Origin of the sequence: Arthrobacter sp. LFS091 (assembly GCF_047977885.1) — a bacterium.
GTDB lineage: Bacteria > Actinomycetota > Actinomycetes > Actinomycetales > Micrococcaceae > Arthrobacter.
Genome location: NZ_JBFPFP010000005.1, coordinates 351,110 through 370,004 on the forward strand (window position 1 = coordinate 351,110; position 18,895 = coordinate 370,004).

Genomic DNA, 18,895 nt, shown 5'->3' on the forward strand with positions numbered 1-18,895 from the left:
CGGCCATGTACATTTCGCTTTCAGACCGGGGCGGCAAACGGGCCAAGCCGCAAGGTATGGAAACGGCACTGCCGAGTGGAGTGCCGTTCCGGTTGTCACCGGTGATCGTATGGCTGGGCATCGTCAGCATGGTCACGGATGTCTCCTCGGAATCGGTCACAGCCATTCTCCCGCTGTACGTGACCGGCTTCCTGGGGTTGTCCACGATCGCATTTGGTTTCATTGACGGGATCAATCAAGGCGCCAGCGCGATCGTCAGAATTGCCGCGGGCTGGGCAGCGGACCGGAGCGGCCATCCAAAACGAATTGCGTTGGCCGGGTATGGCCTGTCCATGGTTGCAAGGATAGGTTTCCTGTTCGCCGGGGGATTCTGGGCGATTGCCGCGATTGTCACGGGGGACAGGATCGGCAAAGGTATACGCACTGCCCCCAGGGATGCGCTCATTTCAGTGTCCGCGCAGCCTGAGCATCTTGCCAGGTCCTTCGGGGTGCACCGGATGCTGGACAATATCGGGGCAGCAGCCGGACCGTTGATCGCGTTCTTTGTCCTGCTGATGATTCCCAACGGTTTCAGCACGGTTTTTGTCGTCTCGCTTGCGTTCGCTGTGATTGGCGTTGCCGTCCTGGGGCTGATTGTGCCGGACGTCCGGGCGGATGGGCTGCCGGACGCAGCCGAACGCGAGGGGCGCCGGCTGTTCGCTTTTTCGTGGAGCCACCTGAAGGAGCCGGGCCTGGGAAAGGTGCTGATCGCTGCCGGGCTCCTAGGCCTGGTGACCATTGGCGACGGCTTTATCTACCTGGTCCTGCAGGCCAGGGACTCTTTTGCTGTCCAGTGGTTCCCGCTGTTGTTCGTAGGCACCAACGTGGTCTTCCTGGCGTTTGCGGTTCCCATGGGACGATTGGCTGACCGGGTAGGCAAGATCCCGGTATTTGTTGGCGGCCACGTGGCGCTCCTGGCCACCTATCTCCTCGCGGCTTCGCCCATCGGTGGACTTGCTACCACAGTGGGTTGCCTGGTTCTGCTGGGTGCGTTTTACGCGGCAACCGACGGCGTATTGGCCGCATTGGCCAGCCAACTGACCCCGCCCGGGAAACTGGCCACGGGTATCGCTTCGGCCCAGACAGTTGTGGCGCTCACCAGGATGATCGCTTCAGCCGGCTTCGGTGTGCTCTGGTACGCGGCGGGTGCATCGTCAGCCATGGTGATAGCGGGCGCGTTGCTGGGGTGCGTGGTTGTGGCCGTCATTTTCATCCTGCGGGGCACTTCGCCAGCCAATGTCGTTAACGCCGACGCATGAGTGAAGCGCTGGGCCTGGGAAAGGTTAGGTGGGGCCTTCTGCTGGCCGTGACTGCCTTGGTCCTGGCAGGAGCAGGAATCTACGCGGTGGGGGCCTATCAGCGGTTTGAGGAGAGCCGCTCTGCGGCCTCGACCGTGGGTGTCACGGCAGCGCAACCGCTGCCAAGCGTTCCCTTTGTCCTCTTCCGGAACACAGCTTCCGGGCAGGGATACGGCCACGCAGCAACCGTTCCCCTCTCGGCTCCGGCGGGAGCCAGGTCCGTCAGCGAACAGGAATGCGACCGTGTGTATGGAACAAAGGAGTCTTCCGTCTGCCTGAAGACCAACCGCGGGCTGGTGACCGCGTTCGAAGCTTCGCTCTTGAACCGGGACTGGGAACCCCAAAGCTCGTGGCCCATCAAGGGCATACCCAGCAGGACACGGATCAGTCCTGATGGCTCAATGATCGCCACCACCGTGTTTGTCACGGGCCACTCGTATGCGACCGCCGGGTTCTCGACGGCCACGGAGATCACACAGTCGGGAGGAACACCCGAAAACCTGGAGGACTACGCCCTCCTGGTCAACGGACAACGGCTGGTGGCCACTGACAGGAACATCTGGGGAGTAACGTTCGTGCCGGGACAAAAGGATGCCTTCTACGCCACGGCGGCGTCGTCGGGGCGGATCTGGTTGGTCCGCGGAAGTATCTCAGCAAAGACGCTGACCGCTGTGCACGACAATGTGGAGTGCCCATCGATTTCGCCCGACGGGACCAGGATTGCCTTCAAGAAGAACGACGGCGGTGCTTTGGCTGCGCATTGGAAGGTGGCTGTGCTTGACCTCGCCACCGGGCAAGAGACGGTCCTTTCCGAGAAGCGAAGCGTCGATGACCAGATTGAATGGCTGGACAACCAGAACCTTCTTTACGGGTTGGCGGATGAGGCCGTGGAAGGGGACAGCAACATCTGGCAGCTGGGCACCACTCCCGGTTCGCAACCGGCTATGTTCATTGCCCACGCGTGGTCGCCCAGCGTCATCCGTTGAGCAAGCCACCCGTTGAGCAAGCCACCCGTTGAGCAAGCCACCCGTTAACTAGGTCCTCTGCTGTGTGATCAGCAGAGCGGCAACAGCCCGCAGAGCAAACCACCGGACTGCGTCGGGCTCGGTGACGGGCTCGGTGTCGCAGTAGGCGTTGCCGTAGCTGTCGGGGTAGGCGTGGCTGTGGCGGTAGGCGACGGGGACGGCGCCGCCGCCGCTTGCTGGGCGGGTGCGGCACTTGAGTAGACAACGTCCACGAAGTAGTTCGTCGCCCCGAACGAGCTGGCCGGCATGACGCCTCCTGAGCCGTACCGGTAGCGCCCGTTATTGGGCCCGGAAGCGGTGAAGACGCCGGACGTCCAGGTCTGGTTGAAGAAGCCTTGCGTATACGAGTACCGGCCGACGGGGGCACGGTAGGAAACCACGTAGGTCTGGCCGGTCGACAACGCCACGGGCGTGGCCAGTGTGGCGGTCTGCCATCCTGTTGCCGTCTCATTGGTGAAGGTCACTTGTGCCAGCCGCGTGCCCGCCGAGTTCCAGAGCGAGCCGACGTGGGTTCCTGTGTTTCCGGTCCCCTTGTAGAAACGGATGCCCGTGACGTTGCCCGCCTGGGAAACGGTGAAGGCCGTGCCCAACTCCACAGACAGGGCATCCGAGGCGGACGCTGTCTGGGGGGTCAGTGAACCGAAGATGGTGGACACCTGGACGGTCGGGGCTGCAGTTGTGAACTGCCAGTTGGTGGTGGGGTACGCCTGCCCCTGTTGGGAGACCACGTTGGCCACGCTGGCTGAGATGACCGTGCTGTTGGGAAGGGGGCCGGCCGGCGTGAACGTGACCGTCCGGCTATCGGAGGAGAGAGCGGCCGTGCCGGCAATGGATGAGCCGTTAGCCGTCAGGGTAAAGGACGAACCGGCGTTGATCCCGGAGGAGAAGGTGATGGACGGTTTCACGTCGGTGGGGATGTCCGTGGCGCCCGGTGCCGGAACCTGCTCCGTTACAGTGAGGGGTGCTGTTGGCGTAGCGAAGACCAGGTCCACCAGGTAACTGGCAGTGGTGGACGCATTGGGGAAGTCGCTGTTGTAGGCATATTCTCCAGAATCTGTGTCCGTGCGCAGCGGTCCACTGGTGAAGCCCGGACCGAATCCGCCCGCAGAGTAGGAGTAACTGCCGGTGGGAGACTTGTACGCTGCCACGTATTCCGTGTTGGCCTCGATGTTCACCGGTTGACTGAACACGGCTGTCTGCCATCCGCTGCTGGATTCATTGGTGAATGTGACGGTAGCGAGCAGTTGTCCGCTGACGGTGTAGAGCGAACCGGTGTGCGTGCCGGTGTTGCCGGCCGCCTTGTAGAAGCGCACGCCGGTGACTTGCCCGGCTGTGTCGCTCGCGAACCTGACGCCCAGGGACAACGGCACGCCGTCGTTGGCATCCGGCGTCGTTGGCGTCACCGTGTCCTGGTACAGAGTGCATGGGCACACACCAGGGGTCCTCGGTGCCGGAACCGTGGTGAAGGTCCAGGTCCCGCCGCCCGACATCGGCTGACCGGACTGCGCCGTAGCTGTCACCGTGGCCGTATAACCCGTCCCTGCTGCGAGGGCGGCTGTGGGAGTGAACGTGGCTTTACGCGTTGCTGGATCGTAGCTGGACGTCCCGGCTACGGCGGCTCCGCCGGTTACTTTCAACGTCGTGCTCACGCTCGACGCTACGGCGGCCTCGGAGAGCACGGCGCTGACCGTGGTGTTCAGGGGGACACTGGAGGCGTTGGGCAACGGCGATTGGGAACCCACAGTGAATGGAGTGTTCGGCACTGTGACCACGACGTCCACCAAGTAGCTGGTTGTGGACCTGGAGGAAGCAAAATCTCCGCTGTACGTGTAAGCGCCAGCGTCAGAAGGTGCCCGCAGTGGTCCTACGCTCATACCCGAACCGAATCCGTTGGTCGTGGCCGAATACGTCCCGGTCAGGGACTTGTAGGACACGATGTAGTCCGTATTCGCAGCCATCTGGATGGGTTGGCTGAACATGGCCGTCTGCCATCCGGAACTGCTTTCGTTGGTGAACGCGACCGTGGCCAGCTGCTGGCCGGTTGCCGTGTACAGGGCGCCGTTGTGGGTGCCCGTGTTGCCGGCGGACTTGTAGAAGCGGACGCCAAGCACCTGGCCTGCCGAAACACTCGAGAACCTCACACCAAGGGTTACGGGTACGCCTTCCCGCAGTTCCGCTATCCCTGGTGTGACAGAGTCATCGAAAAGGCTGCAGGGGCACGCGCCGGGAACCGGGAGGGTCGCCGCCGTCGTGAAGGACCAGGTCCCACCCGCCGTCACTGGACCACCGGTGGAGTCAGTGCCTGCCAAGGTTGCCGTGAACTGGGTACTGAACGCCAATGCGCTCGACGGCGTAAAAGTAGCCCGCCGCGTGGCGGCGTCATATGCGGTAGTGCCCGCTACTGGCCCGGACGGCGACTGCAACGTCAGTTGGACGCTGGCCGGGGTGACCGGCTTGGAAAATACCGCGCTCACTTTGGTGTCGACCGCTACGCTCGACGACGACGGGATGGGTGTCTGGCCCGAAACTGTCATGGGGGAGGTATCTACAGTGCTGAAGATGGCGTCTGCGAAGTAGTTGCCACCGTTGTAGCTGGTGGTCGGGAAACTTTGCGATGTGCTGTACACGCCGGCCGGCTCCGCCCCGAATCCGCCCGCTACCTTCAACGGGGCGTCAGTGAAACCAAAGCTGGCCCACTGATAGTCCTTGGTGGCGTAGTGGCCGTTGGGGGCCCAGAACGAGGCTGTGTACTTCTGGCCTGCAGCCACGGGGACTGCTTGGGCGAACAGGACTGATTGCCACCCCGAAGCGGTCTCATTGGTGAATGTGGCCGTGGCCAGGCGCTCGCCGGTGGAGCTCCACAAGGAGCCTGTGTGGGTTCCGGTGTTGGCGGTGCTCTTATAGAAACGGACGCCTGTGATGAAGCCATCCACAGAGGGCGTGAAGCGCAAGCCCATTTCATAAGCCCCGCCATCACCGGAGTCCTGGACAGCGGGAACTGTTTGGCCGAAGACACTGTAGGGGCCGTTGAGGGTGAGGTTGCGGCTCACGGCAGCACCCACGTTGGCGCTGTCGTCGATGGCCCGTGCCTGGACGGTTGCCGTGGCAAGGCCCTTCTGCACGTAGGTGTAACTCCAACTCGTCTTACCCTGGGCCGGGTGCCAGGTTGTGCCGCCGTCGGTGGAGACTTCGACGCCGGCCACGACGCCTCCAACATCGCTGGCAGTTCCCGTAACGGTGACGCTGCTGCCTTGTGCCACCGTGGCACCGTTGGCCGGAGCAGAGATGGTTGCGGTGGGTTTGGTGGTGTCAGTGCTCGCAACAGCGGCAACAAGGCCGGCTGCCCGGGTGGCGGGTTGTGCGCCCATGTCGGCGAGTAAGTTGACCTGCGCCTGGCGCATCCTGGCATCGGCAGGTGCGCCGGCGCCGTCGTGCTCCTGGTCCAGCCCCCACGTCCACTGGACGCTGCCGGCTGAGAAGACCAGGGCGCCACTTGCTGCCCGGTAGAGGGTCACGTTATGGGTGGTATTGCCCGGCTTGACGGTATTGCCGAAGTCCTGGAGGTACTCGGGAACACTTCCCACAGTGGTTGACAACCGGACCAGGCCGGCTGGCCGGAAGCCGTTGTCCAGGTCCTCGTCGGATTCGTAACCCACCGTGTGGGCTGCCAGCGCCGTGGAAGAACCTGCAGGCAACGATGCCAGGGACGTATTCCGCCAAAGCCTTGTCTTGCCTTCGTCCGAACTCACGGTAATAGGCAAGTCGGAGTGGTTGGACATGTACATGGTCCCGGTCACCGCGTTCTCGGGCAGGCCACCACCGTTGGCTTGCGAGGCGAAACGGGGGTCGCGCCACGTGCCTGTCCACTGGGTGCTGGGGTCGATCTTGGCATTTCCCCAGGTTTCCTTGTAGCAGGTCAGGGTGCGGTTCGCTGTGCCGTCCACTGTTGAGGGTTCGAACCGGGTCCGCCAATACATCTCATTCCCCGAAAGGAACTGAAGATTCACGCCGGCGTCCCTGGCGGCGGTGACGTTGGCCCGTTGCGGACCGGACCAGTACTCATCGTGCCCCACCGAAAGGAACACCTTGTGGTTCAGCAGCTCCGCGCCGCTGCGGTCCGCGTCCAGGCCGCTGATGTAGCTGACGTCGTAGCCGTTCTGTTCAAGGAAACGGACCATCGGGTATTCGTTGGCGAAGTAGAAGTCCCGCCCGTTCGGACCATCACGGGTTGCCATCGGCCGGTTGTAGCTGACCTTGTAGGCCCTGCCGTTCGCGGCACCTTGATAGAAGTCCGAGCCGCCGTACGTGTTGTAGGCCTGCCAGGTCTCGTCCGCCGTTTGGAAGACGACGGCGGAACGGTTGCCGTCATTGCGGACAATGAACGTGATGTGGCTCTTTGCGCCGGTATCAGGGCGTGTGAGGAGCGCGATGTAGACACCGGACACAGCTGTCGCCGGAACCTGCCACGTTGCCGAAACGGCCCAGGTACCGCAATCGTAAAGCTCGGTGGTGACATCGCTGCGGCAGGCCGGCTGGGTCTGGCGCAATACGGACGGTGTCACATCGGCGATCTTGCGGGCTCCGTTGCCCCCATACCAGCCGGTCCGGTAAATCGCGATGGTGTAGGTGGGCGCCTTGGTGTCGACCTTGAACCGGATGGGCTGGCCGGCATTGACGCTGATGTCCGTGGCGAAGCCCTGGATGGTGTCATCGCCCGCGCCATTGATGTCCCACTCCGAGGGCGGGCTGCCGGGCTTCGAATTTTCACAGGCCACCGCGTTCACCACGGGGTCGCAGGGTCCCACAGCCATCGCCGTCGTTGCGCTGAGGGGCAAAAGGGCCCCCACCAGGGCGATCACCACGGGCAAAAGGAGACCCTTGAAGATTCGCTGTGGTCGGGAAGCTGAAGGACCGGGCATCAGAACTCCTGGAGTGGTACGCCGATAGCTAAGACGGGCCCGCGGGGTAATGCGCAGGTCCCGGCTTGTCACTCCCCAGCCAGGGTCAAACCTAGATCTTCAGTTGTGGAACACGGGTTCGCCACATGGGCGCGTCGTTCCGAAAAACGGGACCGGATCCGGTGCAGGCCAACAACAGTTCGAGCCTGGGCCGGATCACCGGAACGAAAAGTCCATGTAACCCTTGGCAGGAGTGTAGGGGTGCGGCTGGCCGCCCGCAAGGCATTCCGGCATCAGATCCCTGTATTTCGCCCTATCGGCAGTAGATTTGGGGATACAACCAACGGTCCATCCAGGAGAACCGAAGCGCCTTGCATTTGAAAAGTCTGACTGTCCGCGGATTCAAGTCCTTTGCGTCGGCCACGACGTTCGACTTCGAACCCGGCGTCACCGCCGTCGTCGGCCCCAACGGCTCGGGCAAATCCAACGTGGTGGACGCGTTGGCCTGGGTCATGGGCGAGCAGGGCGCAAAAACGCTGCGTGGCGGCAAGATGGAAGACGTGATTTTCGCCGGGACGTCAGGCCGCCCTCCCTTGGGGCGGGCACATGTGTCCCTCACCATTGACAACGCTGACAACGCCCTCCCTATCGAGTACAGCGAAGTCACGATCTCCCGCACCCTTTTCCGCACGGGTGGGTCTGAATACGCCATCAATGGTGCGCCATGCCGGCTCCTGGACATCCAGGAGCTGCTGTCCGACTCAGGCCTCGGCCGGGAAATGCATGTCATCGTCGGGCAAGGGCAGTTGGACCGTGTCCTGCATGCCACCCCTGAAGACCGTCGGGGCTTCATCGAGGAAGCAGCCGGGATCCTCAAGCACCGCCGCCGGAAGGAAAAGACGGTCCGGAAGCTCGAGGCCATGCAGGCCAACCTTGCCCGGCTTGGCGACCTGACTGCGGAAATCCGACGGCAACTCACACCGTTGGGCAAGCAGGCGGAGATCGCGCGACGGGCACAGACGGTCCAGTTCGACGTCCGGGACGCCCGCGCCCGGCTCCTCGCGGACGACCTCGTGCAACTGACAACCTCCCTCGAACAGGACGTCGCCGACGAAGCTGCACTCAAGGAACGGCGCCAGGTGGTCGAGGCCGGCCTGCTGGTGGGCCGTCAACGTCAGGCGGCCCTGGAGCAGCAGGCCGCAGAGGCGACCCCGCGGCTCAACGCGGCCCGCGACCATTGGTATCAGCTCTCCGCCGGGCGGGAGCGCCTGCGATCCCTTGGCTCCCTGGCTACCGAACGCCGTCGGCTCCTCGGTTCTTCCGAAGGGGCCGTGGACTCTGGGCGCGATCCGGACCAGCTTGAACGGCAAGCGGCGCGCGTCCGTGAGGAACAAGCGGCACTGGAACATGACATCCTCGCCAAGCAAGCGGCGCTCCTCGAAGCCACCGTCGCCAAGGACGGGGCGGAAGCGCTCGCGGCCGCGGAGGACAAGCGGCTTACCGCAATGCTGAGGGCTGCGGCAGACCGCAGGGAGGGCCTGGCCAGGCTGGCTGGCCAGGTGGCCGCGGCACGTTCCCGTGCAGAAGCTGCCGAAGCTGAGCGCGGCCGGCTCCGGGAGTCTCTTGCGTCGGGCAACGAAAGGCGCCGGAAGGCCCAAAGCGAGTTCACGGCACTGGAAACCCAAGTGGCCGGTGTCGAGGATGGGGAAGAGAGCCTCGACGCCGAGTATGAGGAAGCCACCGAGGTCCTGGACGCAGTCCTCGCGGAGATCGAAGAGCTCAAAGCTGCCGAGCGGGACGCTGTTCGCGAGCGTGACTCGTTGACGGCCCGTCGGGACGCACTGCAGTTGGGACTTAAACGCAAGGACGGCTCCGGCCGGCTCCTCGCGGCGGAGGGGACCCTTGGTCCGCTGCCAGCCATGATCAGCGTCGAACCGGGATACGAGGCCGCCGTTGCCGCCGCCCTGGGAAGCGCCTCCGACGCGGTAGTGGTTGGCGGTGCCGCCGACGCTGTTGCCGCCATCGGGTTGTTGAAGCAGGACGACGCCGGACGTGCGACGCTGCTCTTGGCCGACGGTGGAACCGACGTTCAGGCCCTTCGGAGCAGCAGCCCGCTTCCGGACGGTTGTCGCTGGGTTGCCGACGTCGTGAAAATCGGCGACCCCGCTGCCCAAGGTACGCTGGCGCTCCTGGCCGGGACCGTCGTCGTCGATGACGTCCAGGCGGCAGCCTCGCTGGTCGCGGAACGGCCGGACCTTACGGCCGTCACCTTGGAGGGGGATGTCCTGACCACCCTCACCGTCGTGGGCGGCTCAACGAACGCACCGTCGCTGTTGGAAGTCCAGGCAGCAGTGGACGACGCCGGGGCCCGCCTCCAGGAGGTTACTGCCCGTTTGGAGCGTGGACGCTTTGCCCTGGCCGGCGCCCAGGCCCGGCGCGCCGAAGCACAGGACCGCGCCGACGCCGCGCTGGAACGGCTGCACGAATCGGATGCCCGCCTGGCCGCCGTCGCGGAGAGGTTGGGGCACCTGAACTCCATCCTGCGCAGCGCCGTTGGCGAAAGCGACCGCCTTGCCGCGTCCATGGCAAAGGCCGAGGCCAATATCGCCGAGGCCCAACTGGACCTTGAAGTCGCCGCGGAACGCCTTGCAGCGGCCCAGGAAGCTCCCGAGGAAGAGCCGTCCACGGACCAGCGTGACGAGCTCGCAGCGCAGGCCAGGACTGCCCGTGCGCTGGAGACCGAAGCCCGGCTGGCCCTCCGGACTGCGGAAGAACAACTCGGCGCCATCAGTAACAGGGCGGCATCCCTGGAGCGTGCTGCCGCTACCGAGCGACGCGCCCGTGAAGAGGCCGCGCGCAGGGCACAGCGTCGACGTGCCCAGGCTCAACGAGCGGCCGCCGTCGCGTCGGCTGTGGAGCAGACCCTGCGCTTCGTGGACATATCAGTTGACCTTGCCGGGCGTGAGCGAGATCTTGCGGAGCAAACGCGTGAGCAGTTGGAGCGGGAACTGGGAGGGGTCCGCTCTGCAAACGATGCCCTGGCCAAGGAACTCGCTGAGCTGACCGACTCCGTGCACCGGGACGAAATGGCGCGCACCCAGCAGCGGTTGCGCATCGAAGCCCTGGAAACGCGCTCCATCGAAGAACTGGGGCTATCGGCTGAACAATTGATTGCTGATTACGGTCCGGACCAGCCCGTGCCCCTGCCCGCCGGAACCACCACCGACAAGTGGGCCGAGCTGCGGGCACCGGTGGATGAGAATGGCGAACCAGTGGTTCAAGGAGTCCCGTTCGTCCGCGCGGAGCAGGAGAAACGGCTCAGGAAGGCTGAGCGCGACCTCGCATCCCTGGGAAAAGTGAACCCCCTGGCGCTTGAGGAATTTGCCGCACTGGAAGAACGCCACCAATTCCTCAGCTCCCAACTGGAGGACCTTAAGTCCAGCCGCAAGGATCTGCTGGACATCATCAAGGAAGTGGACAACCGCGTCCAGCAAGTCTTCACCGAGGCTTTTGCTGACACGTCCGCCCAGTTCGACCACGTCTTCGCGCGCCTGTTCCCAGGGGGCGAAGGCAAGCTTGTCCTGACCGATCCCGACGACATGCTCACCACGGGAATTGAAGTGGAAGCACGGCCTGCCGGTAAGAAGATCAAAAGGTTGTCGCTGCTTTCCGGCGGCGAGCGTTCCCTGACGGCCGTTGCGCTGCTGGTGGCAATCTTCAAGGCGCGGCCCTCGCCCTTCTACGTCATGGATGAGGTTGAAGCCGCATTGGACGACACCAACCTGGGCCGGCTGATCACCATTTTCGAGGAACTGCGTGAGTCCAGCCAGCTGATCGTGATCACCCACCAAAAGCGCACCATGGAGGTAGCGGACGCCCTTTACGGGGTGACCATGCGCGGCGACGGAGTCTCCACCGTCATCAGCCAGAGGCTCGGTGCCGGGGCTTAGCAATATGAGAAGGTAGGGGAGTGAACGATTTCCTTCCCATAATTCTGTCCATTGTCGCTGCGCTCGTAGTGGTCGGCGGACTCGTGCCGGTACTGCTGAAGGCCCGGAAATCCGGGGCCAAATACCCTGGGCCGCGGGACGCCAACGACCCCGTCCAGTCCTCGGCAGCAGGCGGCGGAACTCTGGTGGAGGACCACCCGGACGCCGTCAAAGCACCGGCACCCACCTTTGACGGAACGGTTGCCGGCACCGATGTTCCCGACGACGCCGCCGGGCTCGAAACCATCGCCATTGATACACCGGACCCCGTCGAGGGCCGCCTGAACCGGCTCCGTGCCCGCCTGGTCAAATCCAACAACATCCTGGGTAAAGGCCTCCTGGCGCTTCTGTCCGGGGACAAAATCGACGAAAACGTGTGGGACGAGGTTGAAGAGACTCTCCTGCTCGCCGACCTCGGCACCGAACCCACCATGCAGTTGGTTGACGCGCTTCGTGAACGTGTCAAGGTTCTGGGTACCCGCAGCCCGGAAGAGGTCAAGGCCATGCTGCGCGAAGAGCTCATCAAGCTGGTGGACCCGGGCATGGACCGTTCCCTGAACGTCGAACGCAAGGGCGACCGGCCCGCCGTCGTCCTTGTCGTCGGCGTCAACGGCGTGGGCAAGACCACCACGGTGGGAAAGCTGGCCCGTGTCCTCGTGGCTGAAGACAAGGACGTGTTGCTCGGCGCTGCTGATACATTCCGTGCTGCCGCAGCCGAGCAGCTCGCTACGTGGGGGCAGCGCGTGGGCGTGCCCACCGTGAAGTCGGACATTGAAGGGGCGGACCCGGCGTCGGTTGCCTACGAGGCCGTCAAGGCCGGCATCGACCAGGAAGTCGACGTCGTCATGGTGGATACCGCCGGACGACTCCAGAACAAGACCGGCCTCATGGACGAATTGGGCAAGGTCAAGCGGGTCATCGAGAAGCTCGCCGAGGTGGACGAGGTCCTGCTGGTCCTGGACGCCACAACGGGCCAGAACGGCCTCAACCAGGCCCGCGTTTTCGCTGAGGTGGTCAACATCTCCGGCATCGTTCTGACCAAGCTGGACGGTACGGCAAAGGGCGGCATTGTGGTGGCCATCCAGAAGTCGCTGGGTGTTCCGGTGAAGCTCATTGGCTTGGGCGAAGGCCCGGATGACCTCGCACCGTTCGATGCGGAAAGCTTCGTGGACGCGCTGCTCAACTAGCAGCTCAGCAGCACAACACGGTTAACTGGCCGGCAGCAGGGGTGTTCCGCACCTCTTGCTGTCGGTCAGTTTTTGTTTCCCAGGGGTTCACGCGCGGGGAGCCACGCGATGGCAGTCACCAGCAGCACCGCACCCGTAATGCCGAATGCCCAGCCGTAGCCCAGAACATCGGCCAAAAGCCCGGCGACGATGGGGCCGATAATGGCGCCGGTGTCCGCGGCCATCTGGAACACTGCGAGGACCTTGCCGCCGGAACGTCCCCGGCCAATGACATCGGCGACGGCGGCCTGTTGCGCCGGCCCCAGCAAACCTGAGCCGAATCCCGCCACAGCCGAAGCGGCAAGAAAGGCCAGCAAATCCGTGGTCAAGCCGATCACGGCAGTAGCCAACCCTGTGATGACGAGTCCGGGCACCACCAGGGGTTTCCGTCCCCAGGCATCCGCCAGCCGCCCGGAGAATGTCAGCGCGCTGGCATTGCCCACCGCGAAGATGGCCAGTGCCCAGGCAGCCGTCTCCGGCTTCGACTGCAGCACCGCCGCCGCAAACAGCGGGATGGTGGCCATGCGAACCCCGAAAGTCACCCAGCCGTTGCCGAAACTGGAGAACACTGCGGCGCGGTAGGCCGAGTCTGCAAGTGCTTCCTTCAGGGTCATGGCAGGAGCTGGGTTTGCATTGGTCGCGGCCTGTCCCTCGCCGCTAAGCATGGTGCGGACCACCGCAGCAGCCACGAGCAGCGCTCCTGCGTAGGCAAGGAATGGAACGCGGAGTCCGAAGCCCGCAAGCAAGCCGCCCACAACCGGACCCAACACGCTGCCGATCAGGAATGCCGAGGCATACGCCCCCGATACCCGCCCGCGGCGTTCGGGCGGAGCCAGCCGGATCAGCAGGCCCATGGCCGCGACGGTGAACATCACAGAGCCCGCACCACCGAGCCCACGGAAGATCAGCAGTTGCCAATAATCCTGGGCGAAGGCGCATGCCGCTGTGGACACGGCAACAATCAGAAGACCTGAAACGTAGACGTTTCGCTCACCGAACCTGCCGATCAAAGCACCGCCGGCCGGGGCGAAGACCAAGCGCATGAAAGCGAAGATGCTCACGATCACGGCGGCTGCAGTTGCACCAACGTCAAAAGTGGTGGCGAACTGGGGCAGCACGGGTGCCACCAGGCCGAAGCCCAACGCAATCAGGAACGCCGCGGCCAACATCACCTTGATGTCGCGTGGCAGGGGAGTCTTCTCAGGCCGGATCCTTGGTGCTTTGACGGATCTGGGCGGTTGGGTCATGCGGTTGGGGTCCTTCGGGTTGGTTTTCGGGTGAAGTCTGACGCCTGAAACATATCCGTAACAGCGGGGATATGCACCATTTACGTTGGGGAGGTTGTTGTAACCGGCCCGCAATATAAAACCTGCGCAGGTGAAACACAGCGGCACAAAACTCTTAAGCAGGACGCAAAAGGCGTCAGGACAGCGGTAGAACCGCAGAACCAAAGCAAGAGAGGAACGTGCACCATGGAACTTACCGCAGGTCACGTATGGGTCATGGTGGCGGCGGCACTCGTGCTGTTCATGACACCTGGTCTGGCATTTTTCTACGGCGGCATGACACGCGCCAAGGCTGCCTTGAACATGATGATGATGAGCTTCATCTCCATCGGCATCGTCGGAGTTGTCTGGGTGCTGTGGGGCGCATCGATGAGCTCAGGCGAAGGCTTCCTTGAAATCGTGGGCAACCCGTTCGCCACTTTCGGCCTCGAAGGCATTTCCACCCCTGATGGCCTGATCAAGGTCGGTTACGCAGCCACCTTCGCCATCATTACTGTTGCGCTCATCAGTGGCGCAATCGCAGACCGCGCCAAGTTCGGCGCGTGGACCATCTTCGTCCCGGTCTGGGTCACGCTGGTCTACTGCCCCCTGGCCTACATGGTGTGGGGTGGCGGCCTGTTCGGCCCGGAGGGTGCAATCGGAAAGGCCCTCGGCCCGGCAATCGACTTCGCCGGCGGCACCGTGGTGCACATCAATGCCGGTGTGGCAGCACTTGTCCTGGTCCTGATCATCGGTAACCGTCGCGGTTTCGGTAAAGACCCGAACCACCGCCCCCACAACATCCCGTTCGTCATGCTCGGTGCGGCCATCCTATGGTTTGGCTGGTTCGGTTTCAACGGCGGCGCAGCGACCACGGCTGAGCAGGGTGGCTTGATCTGGGTCAACACCCTCGCAGCTCCCGCAGCGGCAATGATCGGCTGGCTCATCACCGAACGCATCCGCGACGGACACCCCACCTCCCTGGGCGCAGCATCCGGTGTGGTTGCCGGCCTGGTGGCCATCACTCCCGCCTGTGCCAACGTCAGCCCGGTCGGTGCACTGGGACTGGGCGTTGTGGCCGGTGTCGCTTCCGCCCTGGCGGTTGGACTGAAGTTCCGTTGGGGCTTTGACGACTCCCTGGACGTCGTGGGTGTCCACCTCGTATCCGGCATCATCGGCACGGTGGCTCTGGGCTTCATTGCAGTTCCGAGCGAAGGCGTCACCGCCGGCGGCCTCTTCTACGGCGGCGGCCTGACCCAACTGTGGGCACAGCTCGCAGCGGCAGGCATCGCAATCGTCTTCTCGGCCATCATGACGGCAATCATCGCCCTCGCCATCCACAAGACCATGGGCTTCAGGGTCTCCACTGAGCAGGAGAACGTGGGCGTCGACCTCAGCCTGCACGCTGAGACGGCGTACGAGTTCGGCGTCAACGGCCACGGGGGCAGCTTCCAGCCGCTCCATGAGGCGATGACCGGAAAGTCCGAAGAGAAGGCTCCCGCAGAAGGCAAGGAGAGTGTCCAGGCATGAAGCTCATCACAGCGATCGTCCGTCCCGAAAAGCTCGAAGCAGTCCGGGAAGGCCTCGAAGCATACGGGGTTCAGGGCCTGACGGTCAGTGCAGCCAGCGGCTACGGCCGGCAGCGGGGTTACACCGAGGTGTATCGCGGAGCCGAGTATAACGTGGACCTGCTGCCAAAGATCCGGATCGAGGTCCTGGCCACGGACGAACAGGCGGACGACATCCTGGATGTCCTCATCGCCAGCTCGAATACCGGCAGGGCCGGCGACGGCAAGGTATGGACCGTGGATGTCTATGAAGCAGTCCGGGTCCGGACGGGTGAACGGGGCGCGGCGGCCATCTAGGCCACCGGCTACCACTCGTTACTCAAACACCGGCAGCGGGCCGGGTACCAGACAAGGTACCCGGCCCGCTTTGTGTTGCCTTGTTTAGTCTTCGACGTTTAGTCCTCGACGCCGGTGGGCCAGTTCGCGGGCCCGGCGCTGCCGGCGGCGTATTCTTCCAGGGGCACCTCGCCGTTCGCCCAAGCATTGAGGACGGGTTCGATGATCCGCCAGCAATCCTCAGCGGTGTCGCCCCGGACGGACAGGAGCGGATCGCCTGTCAGGATGCCTTCGAGCACTTCGCCGTAGGGCAGCATCCCGGCCGCGTTGAGTTCGGCCACCAGGCTTGCGCGGTCAAGGTTGAAGATGTCACCGGGGCCGTTGACATCGACGTCGAGCTCCAAAACGTCGGGCCCGAAACCGATCCGCAACTGATTGGGGGAGTCCACGCCGGAGAAGCCCTTGGGGAGGTGGGGGACCGGGCGGAACGTGATGACTGCTTCCTTGCGGCGTTGTCCCATGGCCTTGCCCGAGCGGAGGATGAACGGGACGCCGCTCCAACGCCAGTTGTCGATGTCCACCCGGACTTCCGCAAGGGTTTCGGTGTTCCTGGCAGGATCCACGCCTTCCTCCGCGGCGTAGTCGGGCACGGTACGTTCGCCCAGGGTTCCTGCCGTGTACCGGGCACGACGCGTCGACAGGTTGTAGGGGGCCTTGATGCTGCTGGCACGCAATACGGTGGCGACGGCGTCCCGCAGGTCGCGTTCCCCAATGGTGGCCGGCGCGTCGATGGCCAGGAACGCCATGATGTGCAGGAGATGGCTTTGGATCATGTCCCGGAGCGCGCCGGCGGTGTCGTAGTAGCGGGCACGGCCCTCAAGGGCGAGGTCTTCGTCGAAGATGACCTCCACTTTTTCGATGTGGTCCCGGTTCCACACCGGTTCCAGGAACCTGTTGGCGAAGCGGAGGCCGAGGATATTCAGCACTGTTGCCTTGCCCAGGAAATGGTCCACCCGATGGATGTGGTCCTCCGGCACCAGCGCAGCCAGCGTCTTGTTCAATTCGCGCGCCGATTCGGTACCTGATCCAAATGGCTTTTCCATGACCAGGCGGGTTCCGGCCGGCAACTGTCCAGGGTGCAAAACCTCGCAGGCCTTCTGGCTGACGTGGGGCGGCAACGCGAAGTAGATCGCGACCGGACCCTCCAGCTGCGACAGCAACTCTGCCAGCGGTCCCTCGGCCGTCACGTCCAGCTGGTGGTATTCGGTGCTGCCGGCCACGGCAGCCAAAGCCGCCTTGCCTTGGGCGTCGGCTTCCTTCGACGCGGCGGCGAAAGCGCCGTCGACCCGTTCCCTCCACTGGTCCGGAGACCAAGGATCAGAGCCGGCTCCCACCAAACGCAAGCCTGGAGCGCCACCCGCGGCCAACAGTCCAGCAAGGCCCGGGAGCAGCAGCCTGCCCGTCAAGTCTCCGGATGCTCCGAGGATGAGCAATGTTTTTACAGTTGTTTTACTGGTCACCGTGCCAGCATGCCATCTTGGAGGTGCGACTTGGTACCCTAGATAGTCGAGTCCCGTAGTTGAGTCATCCCGTAGTTGAGTCATCGTGCCGGGGCAAGAATCGTCAAGACTCTGGCGTGCCGCATTGGCCGCCATTCGTAGACCATCGAAAGAAGTGCACGGCGCGTGTTCAATTCACTCTCTGACCGGTTGACAGCAACCTTCAAGAACCTCCGTGGCAAGGGCCGCCTCACCGAGGCTGACGTCGATGCCACGGTCCGGGAGATCCGCCGCGCCCTGTTGGATGCGGACGTCGCCGTATCGGTGGTCCGCGAATTCACTGGACGCATCCGTGAACGCGCGCTCGGTGCCGAAGTTTCAGGTGCACTGAATCCCAGCCAGCAGATCGTGAAGATCGTCAACGAGGAACTGAAGGAAATCCTCGGTGGCGAGACCCGCCGGATCCGCCTGGCCAAGAACGGCCCCACCATCATCATGCTCGCGGGCCTCCAGGGTGCCGGTAAGACCACCCTCGCCGGCAAGCTGTCCAAGTGGCTCAAGGCCCAGGGCCACAGCCCCATGCTGGTTGCCTGCGACCTTCAGCGTCCCAATGCAGTGACGCAGCTCCAGGTTGTTGGCCAGCGTGCCGGTGTCCCGGTTTTCGCTCCGCACCCCGGCGCTACCTCGGAACTTGAACACCCTGCCGGTGACCCGGTCGCCGTCGCCAAGGCCGGCGTCGAGGAAGCCCGCCAGAAGCTTCACGACGTCGTGATCGTTGATACCGCCGGCCGCTTGGGCGTCGACGCCGAAATGATGGATCAGGCACGCCGGATCCGCCAGGCGATCATCCCCAACGAAGTCCTGTTCGTGATCGACTCCATGATCGGCCAGGACGCCGTCAACACGGCGATGGCCTTCGACGAGGGCGTCAACTTCACGGGCATCGTCCTGTCAAAGCTCGACGGCGACGCCCGCGGTGGTGCCGCGCTTTCCGTGGCGTCCGTGACCGGCAAGCCCGTCATGTTTGCCTCCACCGGCGAAGGCCTGGACGACTTTGAGCTCTTCCACCCGGACCGCATGGCTTCCCGCATCCTCGACATGGGTGACGTCCTCACCCTGATCGAGCAGGCCGAGAAGGCATGGGACAAGGATGAAGCCGCCCGGATGGCGAAGAAGTTCGCCGACCAGGAAGACTTCACCCTTGACGACTTCCTCGCCCAGATGCAGCAGATCCGCAACATGGGCTCCATGAAGAAGATGCTCATGATGATGCCGGGTGCTCAAAACATCCGTCAGCAGCTGGAGAACTTCGACGAAAAAGAGATCGACCGCGTCGAGGCGATCGTCCGTTCCATGACACCGCACGAGCGTGTTGCTCCCAAGATCATCAACGGTTCCCGCCGCGCCCGCATCGCCAAGGGTTCCGGCGTGCATGTCTCCGAGGTCAACGGCCTGCTGGAACGCTTCGCCCAGGCACAGAAGATGATGAAGAAGCTGGCCCAGGGCGGTGGCATGCCGGGTATGCCTGGGATGCCCGGCCTCGGTGGCCCTGGCGGACGCAAGAACGGGAAGAACACTCCCAAGAAGAAGGCACGGTCCGGCAACCCGGCCAAGGCAGCCCAGGAACTTCGCGATGCGGAGGCCAAACGGGCAAACGCTGCTTCAGCGGCCCCCACGGGCGCGGCTTTTGGGCAAGGCGCGGCGGACTTCGACCCGTCGTCGCTGAACCTTCCCAAGGGCTTCGACAAGTTCCTCGGTAAGTAGACAGTGCGTCCCAGCTGCCAGGCAGTTGGGATGTCAGAGCCGTGGAAT

At 63.8% G+C, this 18,895-nt stretch carries 10 protein-coding genes; 7 read left to right on the forward strand and 3 right to left on the reverse strand.

Annotation, left to right across the window (positions count from 1 at the left end):
- Positions 1-5 precede the first annotated feature (5 nt).
- Both ACNQOP_RS11870 and ACNQOP_RS11875 read left to right on the forward strand, forming a co-directional pair.
- Complete coding sequence (locus ACNQOP_RS11870) at positions 6-1,298, forward strand: MFS transporter (RefSeq protein ID WP_416404549.1); 1,293 nt, start codon at positions 6-8, stop codon at positions 1,296-1,298.
- A complete protein-coding gene (locus ACNQOP_RS11875; RefSeq protein WP_284987110.1) occupies positions 1,295-2,323 on the forward strand; it encodes a TolB family protein in 1,029 nt (342 codons plus the stop codon). The genes ACNQOP_RS11870 and ACNQOP_RS11875 overlap by 4 nt, the downstream gene beginning before the upstream one ends.
- Before the next feature lie 68 nt (positions 2,324-2,391).
- On the opposite strand, the gene ACNQOP_RS11880 is transcribed toward ACNQOP_RS11875, so the two are convergent.
- On the reverse strand, positions 2,392-7,281 hold the full coding sequence (locus tag ACNQOP_RS11880; protein ID WP_416404550.1) for a DUF4082 domain-containing protein: 4,890 nt from the start codon (positions 7,279-7,281) through the stop codon (positions 2,392-2,394).
- Between the two features lie 350 nt (positions 7,282-7,631).
- Here ACNQOP_RS11880 and smc point away from each other — a divergent pair, with 350 nt between their 5' ends.
- Both smc and ftsY read left to right on the forward strand, forming a co-directional pair.
- Positions 7,632-11,210: a chromosome segregation protein SMC gene (smc, locus tag ACNQOP_RS11885; protein WP_416404551.1), complete on the forward strand. Its 3,579-nt coding sequence runs from the start codon at positions 7,632-7,634 to the stop codon at positions 11,208-11,210.
- Positions 11,211-11,230: 20 nt separating this feature from the next.
- Positions 11,231-12,436: a signal recognition particle-docking protein FtsY gene (gene ftsY, locus ACNQOP_RS11890; protein ID WP_257369057.1), complete on the forward strand. Its 1,206-nt coding sequence runs from the start codon at positions 11,231-11,233 to the stop codon at positions 12,434-12,436.
- Between the two features lie 65 nt (positions 12,437-12,501).
- On the opposite strand, the gene ACNQOP_RS11895 is transcribed toward ftsY, so the two are convergent.
- Positions 12,502-13,722, reverse strand: coding sequence for an MFS transporter (locus tag ACNQOP_RS11895; protein WP_416404552.1), 1,221 nt, complete (start codon positions 13,720-13,722; stop codon positions 12,502-12,504).
- Between the two features lie 225 nt (positions 13,723-13,947).
- On the opposite strand from ACNQOP_RS11895, the gene ACNQOP_RS11900 reads away from it, so the two are divergent.
- Together ACNQOP_RS11900 and ACNQOP_RS11905 are read left to right on the forward strand one after the other, a co-directional pair.
- Complete coding sequence (locus ACNQOP_RS11900; protein ID WP_257369055.1) at positions 13,948-15,270, forward strand: ammonium transporter; 1,323 nt, start codon at positions 13,948-13,950, stop codon at positions 15,268-15,270.
- Positions 15,267-15,605 (forward strand): P-II family nitrogen regulator, encoded by a 339-nt coding sequence (locus tag ACNQOP_RS11905; RefSeq protein ID WP_017199639.1) that lies wholly within the window; start codon positions 15,267-15,269, stop codon positions 15,603-15,605. Before ACNQOP_RS11900 ends, ACNQOP_RS11905 begins: the two co-directional genes overlap by 4 nt.
- Before the next feature lie 98 nt (positions 15,606-15,703).
- Here ACNQOP_RS11905 and ACNQOP_RS11910 read toward each other — a convergent pair whose 3' ends face one another.
- Positions 15,704-17,104: a glucose-6-phosphate dehydrogenase gene (locus ACNQOP_RS11910; RefSeq protein WP_416404553.1), complete on the reverse strand. Its 1,401-nt coding sequence runs from the start codon at positions 17,102-17,104 to the stop codon at positions 15,704-15,706.
- 165 nt (positions 17,105-17,269) lie between these two features.
- Between ACNQOP_RS11910 and ffh the strand changes: the two genes are divergently transcribed.
- Entirely contained in the window at positions 17,270-18,847 is a 1,578-nt protein-coding gene (gene ffh / locus ACNQOP_RS11915) for a signal recognition particle protein (RefSeq protein ID WP_235522061.1), read from the forward strand.
- Positions 18,848-18,895 lie beyond the last annotated feature (48 nt).

What these genes read in the sequence shown, in the direction of transcription:
- ACNQOP_RS11905 (WP_017199639.1), top strand. Translation starts at nt 15,267, where the DNA reads ATGAAGCTCATCACAGCGATCGTCCGTCCCGAAAAGCTCGAAGCAGTC.
- ACNQOP_RS11900 (WP_257369055.1), top strand. Translation starts at nt 13,948, where the DNA reads ATGGAACTTACCGCAGGTCACGTATGGGTCATGGTGGCGGCGGCACTC.
- ACNQOP_RS11895 (WP_416404552.1), bottom strand. Translation starts at nt 13,722, where the DNA reads ATGACCCAACCGCCCAGATCCGTCAAAGCACCAAGGATCCGGCCTGAG.
- ACNQOP_RS11870 (WP_416404549.1), top strand. Translation starts at nt 6, where the DNA reads ATGTACATTTCGCTTTCAGACCGGGGCGGCAAACGGGCCAAGCCGCAA.
- ACNQOP_RS11880 (WP_416404550.1), bottom strand. Translation starts at nt 7,281, where the DNA reads ATGCCCGGTCCTTCAGCTTCCCGACCACAGCGAATCTTCAAGGGTCTC.
- ACNQOP_RS11875 (WP_284987110.1), top strand. Translation starts at nt 1,295, where the DNA reads ATGAGTGAAGCGCTGGGCCTGGGAAAGGTTAGGTGGGGCCTTCTGCTG.